12 protein-coding genes and 1 pseudogene are annotated in these 12,241 nt (G+C 59.6%); 1 reads left to right on the forward strand and 12 read right to left on the reverse strand.

All coding sequences use genetic code 11. The features are described from left to right. Positions 1 to 47: 47 nt before the first annotated feature. Positions 48 to 245: a DUF896 domain-containing protein gene (locus OMP40_RS29480; protein ID WP_277536675.1), complete on the reverse strand. Its 198-nt coding sequence runs from the start codon at positions 243 to 245 to the stop codon at positions 48 to 50. A 151-nt stretch (positions 246 to 396) separates the two neighbouring features. After that, the gene (locus OMP40_RS29485; RefSeq protein ID WP_277536677.1) at positions 397 to 981 is read right to left on the reverse strand and encodes a LysM peptidoglycan-binding domain-containing protein; all 585 of its coding nucleotides are present in this window, start codon (positions 979 to 981) and stop codon (positions 397 to 399) included. Between the two features lie 32 nt (positions 982 to 1,013). On the opposite strand from OMP40_RS29485, the gene lexA reads away from it, so the two are divergent. Further along, positions 1,014 to 1,637 (forward strand): transcriptional repressor LexA, encoded by a 624-nt coding sequence (gene lexA / locus OMP40_RS29490; RefSeq protein WP_217594333.1) that lies wholly within the window; start codon positions 1,014 to 1,016, stop codon positions 1,635 to 1,637. A 270-nt stretch (positions 1,638 to 1,907) separates the two neighbouring features. Here lexA and glnA read toward each other — a convergent pair whose 3' ends face one another. The 10 genes and pseudogenes from glnA to OMP40_RS29535 form a co-directional block, all read right to left on the reverse strand. Beyond that, positions 1,908 to 3,236 carry a type I glutamate--ammonia ligase gene (glnA, locus tag OMP40_RS29495; protein ID WP_277536679.1) on the reverse strand — a complete coding sequence of 443 codons (1,329 nt, stop codon included), beginning with the start codon at positions 3,234 to 3,236 and terminating at the stop codon, positions 1,908 to 1,910. Between the two features lie 45 nt (positions 3,237 to 3,281). Further along, positions 3,282 to 3,701 carry a MerR family transcriptional regulator gene (locus tag OMP40_RS29500; RefSeq protein ID WP_217594330.1) on the reverse strand — a complete coding sequence of 140 codons (420 nt, stop codon included), beginning with the start codon at positions 3,699 to 3,701 and terminating at the stop codon, positions 3,282 to 3,284. Between the two features lie 127 nt (positions 3,702 to 3,828). Then, positions 3,829 to 5,133, reverse strand: a complete 1,305-nt coding sequence (locus OMP40_RS29505) for a methionine gamma-lyase family protein (RefSeq protein ID WP_277536681.1) — start codon at positions 5,131 to 5,133, stop codon at positions 3,829 to 3,831. A 40-nt stretch (positions 5,134 to 5,173) separates the two neighbouring features. After that, positions 5,174 to 6,481 carry a GTPase HflX gene (gene hflX, locus OMP40_RS29510; protein WP_277536683.1) on the reverse strand — a complete coding sequence of 436 codons (1,308 nt, stop codon included), beginning with the start codon at positions 6,479 to 6,481 and terminating at the stop codon, positions 5,174 to 5,176. A gap of 71 nt (positions 6,482 to 6,552) precedes the next feature. Next, positions 6,553 to 7,572: an AAA family ATPase gene (locus tag OMP40_RS29515; RefSeq protein WP_277536685.1), complete on the reverse strand. Its 1,020-nt coding sequence runs from the start codon at positions 7,570 to 7,572 to the stop codon at positions 6,553 to 6,555. 91 nt (positions 7,573 to 7,663) lie between these two features. Continuing rightward, positions 7,664 to 8,320 carry a YdcF family protein gene (locus OMP40_RS29520; protein WP_277536688.1) on the reverse strand — a complete coding sequence of 219 codons (657 nt, stop codon included), beginning with the start codon at positions 8,318 to 8,320 and terminating at the stop codon, positions 7,664 to 7,666. Continuing rightward, positions 8,317 to 8,877, reverse strand: coding sequence for a ribonuclease FAU-1 family protein (locus OMP40_RS29525; RefSeq protein WP_277536691.1), 561 nt, complete (start codon positions 8,875 to 8,877; stop codon positions 8,317 to 8,319). The genes OMP40_RS29520 and OMP40_RS29525 overlap by 4 nt, the downstream gene beginning before the upstream one ends. Before the next feature lie 120 nt (positions 8,878 to 8,997). Then, positions 8,998 to 9,312: pseudogene (locus OMP40_RS29530) on the reverse strand (GNAT family N-acetyltransferase); the annotation flags it as partial. Further along, positions 9,242 to 9,439 (reverse strand): GNAT family N-acetyltransferase, encoded by a 198-nt coding sequence (locus OMP40_RS40605; RefSeq protein ID WP_338131265.1) that lies wholly within the window; start codon positions 9,437 to 9,439, stop codon positions 9,242 to 9,244. The pseudogene OMP40_RS29530 and the gene OMP40_RS40605, both read right to left, overlap by 71 nt. 184 nt (positions 9,440 to 9,623) lie before the next feature. Then, positions 9,624 to 12,161, reverse strand: a complete 2,538-nt coding sequence (locus OMP40_RS29535) for a PBP1A family penicillin-binding protein (protein ID WP_277536693.1) — start codon at positions 12,159 to 12,161, stop codon at positions 9,624 to 9,626. Between the last annotated feature and the right edge of the window lie 80 nt (positions 12,162 to 12,241).

Below are 12,241 nucleotides of genomic sequence, written 5' to 3' on the forward strand. Positions count from 1 at the left end.
ATCAACGAAGACCGATATTCGCATTCGATGTCGGCGGCTTGGCCGCGTCAATGCTTGATCGAATCCGCCGGAGGTTCGTCCGTCCATTCGATCTGATCGAGCTGCTGCCTAAAATTACGCTTGAAGTTGTCCAAATATACCTGACGCAGCTTCTGCCGCTCGACGGACTCTTCTTCGGTTAATCCGGTCGTTTTGTGTTTATGTGCCAACTCGTTGATTCGAGCGATCAGCTTGTCGAATTCCATAGGGTCACCTCCCGCGTTGCCTCTTCTCATTTGACAATATCGCAAGGGGAATGTCAAGGCGAGGGTAAAGCAAAAAGGCCGATCTGCATCGGCCGATTAACATCGCATATTCAAGATTAGATGCTATAGCGAACCCATTAAATGAGCCTTTTCATTGTCGCTCGCGCAAATCGGAAAGCTTGACCGGGAGAACCAAACGTTGGCCGGAGACGATGGACGATGAGGTCAACCCGTTGCGCTTCATAATCAAGTGAACGGCGGCTACCGTCTTCATGCCTTCAGGCTTGACAGCTTCGGCAATCGACCACAGGGTATCACCGCTGTCGACGGTCACGGTCGCTTCGGAAGCCGCGGCCGGACGCACGGATTCGGGCTCGGCGGACGCGCTCATCATGGACAGTCCTGCGTAAATCAATAATGCGAGCAGCGGGATTAAAATCAGACGCAGTCCTTTGAAGGAAGCGAAAGATTGAATCATTCGCGCCGTAGCGCGCTTGGTTCGCGAGGCGGCTAGCGTGTCCCGGCCTGCCGCTCTCTTCCCGTTCGTATATGTAAATTCATTCGACTTCAGCGATTCCGAACCGAGCAATTGTACTTGTACCATGTCATCCACCCCAAACGTTTGTTCTGATACGAGATTATCACGAACATATGTTTGAGTCAAGCGTTTTGCGAACACAAGTTCCCTAAGAACGAATGTTTGTACGAACTCCGGTTCTGTGTTATAATTTGTCATATGAATTTTGCAGCCAGTAGGAGGGCTTCGTGGTGTCTAAGATGTCCAACCGTCAATCCGCCATATTGGAATTTATTAAGAACGAAGTGAAGGACAAGGGCTATCCCCCTTCCGTGCGCGAGATCGGCGAAGCCGTAGGGCTCGCGTCGAGCTCTACCGTGCACGGCCATCTCGACCGTCTTGAAAAGAAAGGCCTCATTCGCCGCGATCCGACCAAACCGCGCGCGATCGAGATTACGGACGGCGAACAAGATCCGGTCGTCCAATTCGCGCAGTCCGTTCGTTCCGTTCCGCTCGTCGGCAAGGTCACGGCGGGCGTGCCGATCACCGCGACGGAGAACATCGAGGAGTATTTCCCGCTTCCCGCGCAGATGGTCGGCGAGCAGACGGTATTCATGCTTTCGGTCAGAGGGGACAGCATGATCGACGCCGGCATCCACAGCGGCGACTATGTCATCGTGCGCCAGCAGCAGACCGCTACGAACGGCGATATCGTCGTCGCCATGACCGAAGAGGACGAGGCGACGGTCAAGACGTTCTACAAGGAGCGCGACCACATCCGTCTGCAGCCGGAGAACAGCACGATGGAGCCGCTGCGATTGAACAACGTGAGCATTTTGGGCAAGGTCATCGGTTTAATCCGCAGCATTCGTTAATCAACCTTAAGTTACTTGACAAAGACACGGCACCCGCTGCAAGGCGGATGCCGTGTCTTCGCATTTGTCATCGTTCCTTCGTTTACTCGTAGATCTGTTGCGTATAGGCCGTGATCTCGACGATCAAACGCATCATTTTTTGCCGGCTTCTCAAGATAGAACTCTCCTGCCAGCCTTCTTAGCCGTTACGACCCAAGCTCCCGGGCAATGAAAAGATAAAAAGCCGATCTCGTAAAAGATCGGCTGAAGTGCTCGGTTGGCACTATCCTGTCAATAGGTCGTCAAATATTGATCCCGCTCCCATTGGTGAACCTGGGTGCGATAAATGTCGTATTCGATTTCCTTCATCTCGTAGAAATGCGTGAGCGCGTGATCGCCGAGCGCTTCGCAAACCACTTCGTCGCGCAGCATCTCGGAGAGCGCTTCGCGCAGGTTAAGCGGCAGGCTCGGGATGCCGGCGTCGATTCGCTCCTCGTCGCTCATGACGTAGATGTTGCGGTCGACAGGCGCCGGAAGCGCGGTTTTGTTGCGAATGCCGTCGAGTCCCGCCTTCAGCATGACCGCGAGCGCCAAGTACGGGTTGGCTGCCGGATCCGGATTGCGCACTTCGACGCGCGTGCTAAGTCCGCGCGATGCCGGGATGCGGATCATCGGGCTGCGATTGCTCGCCGACCAGGCGACATAGCAAGGCGCTTCGTAGCCGGGTACGAGACGCTTGAACGAATTGACGGTCGGGTTCGTAATGGCGGCCATGCCCCGCGCATGCTGCAAAATGCCGGCCATGTAGTGGCGCGCCACCGTGCTGAGGCCCAGACGATCGTTCGCGTCGTAGAATGCGTTTTCCGAGCCTTTGAACAGCGATTGATGGCAGTGCATGCCCGAGCCGTTCATGCCGTACAGCGGCTTCGGCATGAACGTCGCGTGCAGGCCGTGCTTGCGCGCGATCGTCTTGACGACGAGCTTGAACGTCTGAATCTGATCGGCCGCCTTGATGGCGTGGGCGTATTTGAAGTCGATCTCATGCTGGCCGGGCGCGACCTCGTGGTGAGAGGCTTCGATCTCGAAGCCCATCTCCTCGAGCATGAGCACGATGTCGCGGCGGCAATTCTCGCCGAGATCGGTCGGGGCGAGATCGAAATAGCCGCCCTGGTCGTTGAGCTCGGTCGTCGGATTGCCCTTTTCGTCGGTCTGGAAAAGGAAAAACTCGGGTTCCGGTCCGACGTTGAACGACGTATAGCCAAGCTCCTCCGCCTCTTCAAGCGCACGCTTTAAAATGCCGCGCGGATCGCCTGCGAACGGCGTACCGTCAGGCATATAGATGTCGCAGATCAGTCGCGCGACGCGGTCTTCCGTCACCCAAGGGAAGACGACCCAGGTATCGAGGTCCGGATAGAGGTACATGTCGGATTCTTCGATCCGTACATAGCCTTCGATGGAGGAACCGTCGAACATCATTTTGTTGTCCAACGCTTTCGGGAGCTGGCTTACGGGAATTTCCACGTTTTTGATGATGCCCATCAGATCGGTAAACTGAAGGCGGATGAAGCGAACGTTTTCTTCCTTGGCGATCCGAATGATATCCTCGCGCGAGTAGCTCATGACAGCCTCCTAGAATTGGTCGTTGTGTGTCGTGCTTCTACCATGCTACTTGTTCTTGTAAAACCGGGACAGCTCTCCTTGAATGAGCGATACTTGGCCCGGACGCTTGTTGCCGGACATGATCTGCTGCTTGAGCATGCGGTGAAGCTGGGATTCGGTCATCTCGCGGCGCTTGACCTCGGAAAACTCGTTGATGATCGTCGCGTCGTCCGCGCTCTCGCCGACCGGATTCATCACCTGCTTGATGCCTGCGATGTTGACGCCCTTCTCGATCAGCGCCTTGATCTCGAGCAGACGTTCGACGTCGTTGAACGAGAACAGACGCTGATTACCCGCCGTTCGGGCAGGTTGAATCAATTCATGTTGTTCGTAGTATCGTATTTGCCGGGCGGTCAGATCGGTCAGCTTCATGACAATGCCAATCGGGAACAGCGCCATATTTCTGCGTATTTCGTCGCCAGCCATATCGTATCAACCTTCCATCTCGGCGCGGAATTTTGCAACCACTTCCATTGTAGCCCGGGCCGCAAAACGTGTCAAGGAATGTAAGGTTTAATTCCAATGAGCATACGTGGCAGCAAGGCTGGCCCGGCTATTGATCTCGCCGAACTGACATCCCGTCCAGCATGCCGCGAGCCCGCAGCGTCTCCCAGGCTTCCCGCACCGCCAGCTTGACGTGCGCATAGGTCAAGCCGCCCTGCATATAGGCGATGTAGGGCTCGCGAATCGGCGCGTCCGCGGACAGCTCCAGACTCCCGCCTTGAATGAAGGTTCCAGCCGCCATAATGACCGGATGCTCGTAGCCGGGCATGTCCCACGGCTCGGGGACGACATGGGCGTCCACCGCGGCCGCGCGTTGCACCGCTTGAACGAAGGCGACGAGCGGCGCCTCCGAACCGAAGGCGATCGCTTGAATGAGGTCGGTACGGGGCTCGTCCCAGCCGGGCTTCGTCTCGAAGCCGAGCTCCGCGAACACGGCCGCGGCGAAGATGCTGCCTCGAACCGCCTGCGAGACGAGCAGCGGCGCGAGGAACAATCCCTGGTAGATCGACCGCGTCGTGCCGAGCATCGCGCCGACTTCGGCGCCGATGCCCGGCGCGGTCATGCGGAAGGCCGCCTGTTCGACGAGCTCCTGCTTGCCCGCGATATAGCCGCCGCTGGCGGCGAGTCCGCCGCCCGGATTTTTAATGAGCGAGCCGGCGATCAGGTCGACGCCGACCTCGCAGGGCTCCCGCTCCTCCGTGAATTCGCCGTAGCAGTTGTCGGCGAAAATGACGGCGTCGGGCTTGATCTGCCGCAATCGCCGCACCATTTCCGCGATCCGGTCGATCGTAAAGGAAGACCGCCACTCGTAGCCCCGGGATCGCTGGATCGCAAACACGCGCGTGCGCGGCGTGACCGCCGCTGCGACCGCTTCGAAGTCTACGCCGCCGTCCGCCAGCAGCGGGATCGACTTGGCGCCGATGCCCCAATCGGCCAGCGAGCCGATGCCGTCTCCCGGTTTGCCTACGACTTTGCGCAGCGTGTCGTATGGCTCGCCGGTCACGAAGAGCAGCTCGTCGCCCGGGCGCAGCACGCCGAACAACGCCGTCGATATCGTATGCGTGCCCGACGCGAAATGAGGCCGCACCAGTGCGGCCTCCGCTCCGAAAACGTCCGCGTACACGAGATCCAGCACTTCGCGTCCTCTGTCGTTGTAGCCGTAGCCCGTCGACGAAGCGAAATGGTAATCGCTCACTTTATGTTTGCGGAAGGCACGGATGACCTTCCAGTTGTTCCGTTCCGCTACGCGGTCCGTCTCCGCGAACCGACCGGCCGCCAGCGTCTCCGCTTTGTCGGCCAGCCGCCGCCATTCCAGCTCGGATAGCTGATCGTCGTTGCCTTCGTTAGCTTTCATGTTTCCCTGCTCCCATTTCCGAACCGGTTTGCGTTTTCGATCAGACCGAATTCATGTTTTCGTTTTCTACGAAATAATTTTCGAGCGGCCTTCCGAACTTCTCCAGGTCCGCCGGATTGATGCGAAGCTTAAGTAAAAGACGATCCTCGTCCGTGCCTTGCTCCAGCACCTCGCCGACCCGATAGGCAAGCGCGGCCAGCTCGCCGCGTTCCGCGGGCAGCGACAGCGTTCGGACGTCGCCGAGCAGCTTGTCCTCGATTCGGCGCAGAAGCGTCTCCATATCCCGCGCGCTGAACGCGCTGACGCGCATCGCGTCCGGTCCGCCGGCGAGCAGTCCGATCGCCGCCGGCGGACATTCGTCGATTTTGTTGTACACGAGCAGCGTCGGCTGGCCGCCGGCCCCGAGCTCCGACAGCACTTCGTCCACGACGGCGCGCTGCCGGTCCCGCATCGGGGAAGAGGCGTCCACGACATGCAGCAGCAGGTCCGCCTCGTTGACCTCTTCGAGCGTCGCCCGGAACGCCGCCACGAGATCGTGCGGCAGGTTCTGGATGAAGCCGACCGTATCGGTGAGCAGTACTTCCTTGCCGCTGGGCAGCGCGAGCGCCCGGGAAGTCGGATCGAGCGTCGCGAACAGCTTGTTTTCCGCGAGCACGTCGGCGCTCGTGAGCTGGCGCAGCAGCGTCGATTTTCCGGCGTTCGTGTAGCCGACGAGCGCGACCTGGACGACGCCGTTCTTTTTGCGCCGTTCGCGATGGAGCTTGCGGTGCGCGGTTACGCCCTCGAGCTGACGCTTCAGCTCGGAGATTCGGTTGCGAATATGGCGGCGGTCGGTCTCGAGCTTCGTCTCGCCCGGCCCCCGCGTCCCGATGCCGCCGCCGAGCCGTGACAGATTTTTGCCCTGTCCGGACAGTCTAGGCAGCAGGTACGACAGCTGTGCCAGCTCGACCTGCAAAATGCCCTCTCGCGTCTTCGCTCTGCCGGCGAAAATGTCGAGGATGAGCTGGGTGCGATCGATAATCTTGACGTCCAGCTCCTCCTCGAGATTGCGAACCTGAACGCCGGACAGCTCCTGATCGAAGATTGCCGTCGTCGCCCCTTCTTCGGCGATTTTATCCTTGAGCTCCTGCGCTTTGCCCTTGCCGACGAACCATCGCGTATCCGGTACGTCCCGATTCTGCATCATTCGGCCGACGACTTCGACGCCCGCCGTGTCGGCCAAGTTCGCGAGTTCATCCATCGAATGCGCCGGATCGGCGCCAGATTGACGAACGGCGTCGGTCACCAAACTAACGAGTAGCGCGCGCTCGCCTTGATCGGCACCGGTATCGTAAGAATTAGGCTTCATCTTTATCGGCTGCCTCCCATGCTTGGAATCGTCATCCTATACTATACCCGCAATACGAAGCGCTAGGCACGTTAATTAAAGCCCCAGCCGAACGCCGGTCCCGCCTGCGTCCCCGCCGCGGGCAGCGGCTTCAGATCCTCCGGTCGAATGCCGACCAGCTCCTGCCTGGAAGGCGATGCGGACGGGTATTGCTGAAGAAGACGCACCGCCTGGTTGCGAATGGCGCGTTCGAGCATATTGCGCACATATCGGGCGTTGCTGAACGGATGCCCGGCCGCCTCTTTTTCCTGAAGCACGTTCTGCTTGAGCTTGGCGACGGCTTGCGGCATGAGCACATAGTCGCGCTCCCGGGCCATTCCCTCGGCAATCTGAAGCAGCTGGTCGACGGTGAAGTCGGGAAAATCCATCTGAATCGGAAATCGGGACGGCAATCCCGGGTTCGTCATCATGAACATGTCGATCTCCAGCGGGTACCCCGCCAAAATGAGCACGAACTGATTGCGATGGTCTTCCATCGCCTTGACGAGCGTATCGATCGCTTCTTTGCCGAAGTCCTTTTCTCCGCCCCGGGCAAGCGAATAGGCCTCGTCGACGAACAGGACGCCGCCGAGCGCCTTTTTCACAAGGTCCCGCGTCTTCTGCGCGGTATGTCCGATATATTCGCCGACCAGGTCCGCGCGTTCGACCTCGACCAGATGACCTTTGGAGAGCAAGCCCATACTCTGGAAGAGTTTGGCGAGCAGTCTGGCGACCGTCGTCTTGCCCGTGCCCGGATTGCCTCTGAAAATCATATGGTATACGTGCGCCTGGCTATGAAGCCCCGCATCGCCTCGGTACTGGGCAATCTGAAGCAGCGCGTATATCTCGTAAACGAGCTCCTTGACGTTGTCGAGTCCGACCATGCGCTCCAGCTCCTGCTGCCACAAAGCCCAGGGACCCGAGGACGGCAGGCCGCGGCCGGCAGCCAGCGCCTCTGAGCCGGATGCGGCGGCGCCGGAAGCGGCGTCCTGACTGCGGAGCACGACGTTGATCTGCCTGGCGGGTCTCGCCGCGGCGGCGCTATCCCGCTCGCCCTGCGCTCTTGCATTCATGACTGGCACACCCCGCAGACGAAAAAGTCGGCGCGAACGCCGCACTATGAGTCTATTCGGACCTTGCAGCCATCATGCAGACGTCACGGGATCAAAGCCACTTCTGAAGCAGCCACTTGGTGTAGGCCAGCACTTCGCGCGTCCGATGGTAAGCCATGTTCATCACCTTCGAGTCCGTCACGCTTACCTGTGGCCGCTCGTACCCGAGCGCTTCGGCAATGTCGAGCGACCTGGCGCCATGGTACTGGTGGGTGACGATTACCGCGGTACGCCACCCTTGCGCATCCATGATCGCCTTCGAATATTTCAGGTTTTCGTACGTGCTGGTCGCCCTCGGTTCGATAACGATCGCGGAAGCGGGAACGCCACGCTCCCGCAAATAATCGCGCATGCCTTCCGCTTCGGTCAACACGGCGCCTCCGGCGTCCAATCCGCCGGTGACGATCAATCGGCGAAAGACGTTCGCTTTATAAAGCGACAATGCTTGATCCAGACGCTCGCGCAAGCCCGGGCTCGGCTTGTTGTCCCACAGGGACGCGCCAAGCACGATGCCGACGTCAGATGTTGCCGGCAGCCCGTCGGCCGGTTCGCCGCCAAATCGCCCGATGACGAAAAATAGACCGCCGCACCAAACAAAAAGCGCCAGCAAGCCGGCGCTTATCACATAGACGACCGCCCGAAGACGCTTGCGGCGCGGCCGAAAGACCGGCGCGGCCGCGAACGGCGCGCCATTCGCCGCCCTCTTCACGGATTGCCGCCCTCCCAGCCGAGACGCTCCAGAAAAAGCTTGCGGTGCTTCAGGCTCATATCGAAGTAAGGGAACTTCTTCTGACGGATAAGAGACAGCAGCCGCTGCGCCGTCCGGTGGGCCATCGCCGAATCGCGCGGCGTAATATGCCCGTCGTCGAGCGCCTCTTCGAGCTCGTCCTCGTCCAGCAGCAACGTCTCGCCGGTCGGGAGTACGACGATGTCGAGATACAGGTCGTCGAACCATGGAACCTGCTGATCGGTCAAGCCCTGCGTCTTGCAAATATCGATGTACCACTGCACGACCTGGCCGCGATGGTCGAACATCGTCGTCACGACGAAATGCTCGCCGCGCGGGTAATGCTGCGTCCAAAGATACCCTTTGTCCGCCAGGCACATTCGCTTGCCGTTGTACTCCTTCCAGAGCGGATCGCGCAGGTCTTGAATCCGGTACAGCGTCACAAACCCGCGGAAATAAGGCTCGTCCATGGGAATGCATGCATAATTTTTTTTCAAGATGCGGCGCCAGTTGGCCCGGTCGGAAAATTTTCGCTTCATAAATCCTCTCTCGTTCACGATAATCAGGTTTACACAAAGCTTACCACAACTTGCCTTCTTGAACCAGTTTAGCTCGATTCGCCATGGCAAGCGTCTGTTGCGTACCGACCTTTTGAAAAATTAACGCAGCGCCTTGCTCATCCTGACATGGAGAATGCCCGCGTCGTAAAAGGGCTCCGCCGAGATCGTGGCGTAACCCAGCTTCGCGTAGAACGGCTCCGCGCTGCACTGCGCGTCCAAAATGACGCGCGCGAACCCGCAAGCCGCCGCATCCCGCTCCATGGCCGACACGATCAGTCGTCCGATCGAACGGCCGCGGTAAAGGCGCCTGACGGCGATCCGCTGCAGCTTCGCCACGCCGGGTTCATAAGTCTTCCAGCGAGCCGCGGCGACGGCTCTGCCGCCTTCCGTCACTAAAAAAGTGCCTGCAAGCGGACGGAGACGCGTCGTATTCGTCGACCTCCTCTTCGGGCGAAACGCCTTGCTCCTGCACGAAAACTTCCATTCGTACGGCGAGGGCTTGCTTCAGCTCGCTTTGTTCGGTAATCGCTTTGCATTCCACGCGCTTGTTTCCTCCTGCCTTTTTTCTCTCTCCGCAATGAACCTATTTTGTACAATAAACGAAAAAAAGACAAGCGCGTTCGCGCCTGTCTCTGCTGTGCTTCGTCGTACCGGCTAAGGAGCGACCGGATCCGCGGCATCGGTCGCCGCGCCGGCCGATACCTCGGTATCGTTCTTGTTCTTTTTTATCCTTTTTTGCCCTTTTGTTCGCCCGCCGTCGTATTCGTCGGCAGTGCGTCCGGCGAAGCTGTCGCGCGGGCGACCGGCCCAGTCGACTCCGTCGGCTGACCGGAAGGCGTCGGCGTCGGCATAGCGGAAGGCGTCGACGTCTCCGTCGGCGTCGGTTGTCCGCCTTCCGGCGTAGGCTCGCCCTGGTTGCCTTCATCCGGACCTTCCGTACCTTCAGAAGGCGGCTGAGTCTGCGCGTCCGGCGTCGGCGTCGGGGTAGGCGTCGGCGTCGGTTCCAGCTCGCTCGTCACCTCGACGGCGACGCGATTCGATTCGGCGCCCTCCTTGCCGGTGCTCGGGTCGTACGGTTTCACGTAATACGTGTACGTCGTATCCGGCAGGATGGACAGATCTTCGGCCGACGGCGTAACCGACTCGACGAGCAGCTTGAACGCACTTTCGCCGCTTGCTTGGCGATAGATCTTGTACGTGATCTCGTCGCCCGGCACTGCGGTCCAATTCAAAGACACGGAAACCTGCTCGGAATCATACGCGCCGGTCAAATCCGTGATCGCCTGATCCGCGGTAGGCGTCGGGGTCGGCTGCTCCTGCGCCTGATCCGGCACGGGAAACGACTGCTTCGGCTTGCCTTCCAGCGCCTTCTTCATGACCTTGGAGAACAAGGCCGCAGCTTGGCCGCTGCTTTTTTTAACGTAATGGTCTTTGTCGGTCTTGTCGTAGCCCATCCAGACGGCCGCCGTATACTCAGGCGTGTAGCCGACGAACCAGACGTCGCGATTGCCGCTTGAGCTCGCGCCCTTGAGCCCGAGCTGCGTCGTGCCGGTCTTGCCTGCGACGGTCCGGCCGCCGATCTGCGCCTTCGTGCCCGTGCCGCCGCTGACGACGCCTTTCATGATCTCGGTCACGTAGTAGGCGGTCATCGGCTTGATCACCTGGTTGTCGCCAGGCGCCTTGAAGGTATATACGGACTTGCCGGAAGCATCGGTAATCTTGAGCACGGCGTGCGCATCCTGCAGCTGTCCGCCGTTGGCGAACGTCCCGTAGGCGCGGACCATCTGGACCGGGGTCACGCCGTTCGTCAATCCGCCGAGCGCGATGGCGAGGTTGTGCTTGTCTTCGTCGCCGAGTTCGATGCCGAGCTTGCCTGCGAACTTGACGCCCGTGGACAGGCCGATCTCGTTCAGCAGCCAGACGGCGGGCTGATTGCGCGATTCGCGGATCGCTTCCTTCATCGAGACGGCGCCGATGTACTTCTTCCCGTTCGAGTCCGTCGGACAGTACGTCCCGTTGCCGTAACAGATCTTGTCGTCCCGGAGCGTCGAATCGGGCGTATAATCGCCCGTCTCGAGCGCCGGGCCGTACGAGACGATCGGCTTGAAAGAGGAGCCCGGCTGGCGTCTGCTTTCCACGCGGTTCAAGCCGCTCTTTTGGTAATCGCGGCCGCCGACCATCGCCTTTAGCGATCCGTCGTGCTGGTCCATGATGACCATCGCGCCCTGGATCGGCGTGTCGTCCTCGCTTTTCTCGAAGTTGGCGTCCTTGGAAAATTCGCTCTCCATCGCGCTTTGGGCGGCCGTATCGATCGTCGTGTAAATCGTATAGCCGCCCGACAGCAGCTCTTCCTCCGTCAAGTTCAGCTTCTCCAGCGCTTCGTCGATCGCAAAGTCCGTGTAGCTGGCGAACTTGCTCGTGCTCGTCATCGCCATCGTCGGCTTGTAGACGATCGCCGCGGCTTCCGCTCTCTGTTGCTCCGTTATGAGACCTTGATCCGTCATCAGGCGCAGAACGACTGCGCGGCGCTCCATCGAGTTGTCCGGGTGCTTGTAGGGATTGTATATGCTCGGACCTTTCGGAATCGCGGCCAGCGTAGCGATCTGCCACGTCTTCAGTTGATCGAGATCGCCGACGCCGAAGTAAAACTTCGCGGCCGTCTTGATGCCGTATTGTCCGTTGCCGAAATAGATCCGGTTCAAGTACAGCTCAAGAATTTCTTCCTTCGTCTTGTGCCGCTCGAGCGCAAGGGCGATCGACGCCTCCGTGCCTTTGCGGAACCACGTCTTGTCCGCGTTCAGGAACAGGTTCCGGGCGAGCTGCTGGGTAATCGTGCTGGCGCCTTCGACCATGCTGCGGGCGACGACGTCCTTGGCGAGCGCCCGTCCGATGCCGAACAGGTCGACGCCGCCGTGCTCGTAAAACCGTTTATCCTCGACCGCCACGAACGCATCGCGCACGGCTTGCGGAATATCCTTGTATTGCACGTATTCGCGGTTGCCGCCCGCAATCGAGATTTTGGCGATTTGGGTGCCGTTCGCATCGGCGACGATCGTCGAGCGGTCGAGATCGAGCTTGTTAAGATTGGCCGACAAGATGCGTTCGCCGTTCAAGATGACGAGCAGATACGCGACCGCCGCCGCCAGCACGGCCAGCACGGCGAAGCAGATGATCCAGATAAGAGCGACTTTGCGGCCTCCGCTTTTGCGGGGCGGCCTGGCGCCTTTCCCGCTGCGGGATTGTTTTGGTGCGGACTGAGCCAATGGTTTTTCTCCCCTTTTCACAGTACGTTTTCTCTGTCTATACCATACCCGCTCAAAAAGAAGAACAACCCAAGTGTTGG

It is taken from the genome of Cohnella rhizosphaerae (genome assembly GCF_029525575.1).
Classification (GTDB): Bacteria; Bacillota; Bacilli; order Paenibacillales; family Paenibacillaceae; genus Cohnella; species Cohnella rhizosphaerae.

Excerpts from the sequence above, each read along its gene's own strand:
- OMP40_RS29480 (WP_277536675.1), bottom strand. The coding sequence starts at position 245 with ATGGAATTCGACAAGCTGATCGCTCGAATCAACGAGTTGGCACATAAA.
- OMP40_RS29485 (WP_277536677.1), bottom strand. The coding sequence starts at position 981 with ATGACAAATTATAACACAGAACCGGAGTTCGTACAAACATTCGTTCTT.
- glnA (WP_277536679.1), bottom strand. The coding sequence starts at position 3,236 with ATGAGCTACTCGCGCGAGGATATCATTCGGATCGCCAAGGAAGAAAAC.
- OMP40_RS29500 (WP_217594330.1), bottom strand. The coding sequence starts at position 3,701 with ATGGCTGGCGACGAAATACGCAGAAATATGGCGCTGTTCCCGATTGGC.
- OMP40_RS29505 (WP_277536681.1), bottom strand. The coding sequence starts at position 5,133 with ATGAAAGCTAACGAAGGCAACGACGATCAGCTATCCGAGCTGGAATGG.
- hflX (WP_277536683.1), bottom strand. The coding sequence starts at position 6,481 with ATGAAGCCTAATTCTTACGATACCGGTGCCGATCAAGGCGAGCGCGCG.
- OMP40_RS29515 (WP_277536685.1), bottom strand. The coding sequence starts at position 7,572 with ATGAATGCAAGAGCGCAGGGCGAGCGGGATAGCGCCGCCGCGGCGAGA.
- OMP40_RS29525 (WP_277536691.1), bottom strand. The coding sequence starts at position 8,877 with ATGAAGCGAAAATTTTCCGACCGGGCCAACTGGCGCCGCATCTTGAAA.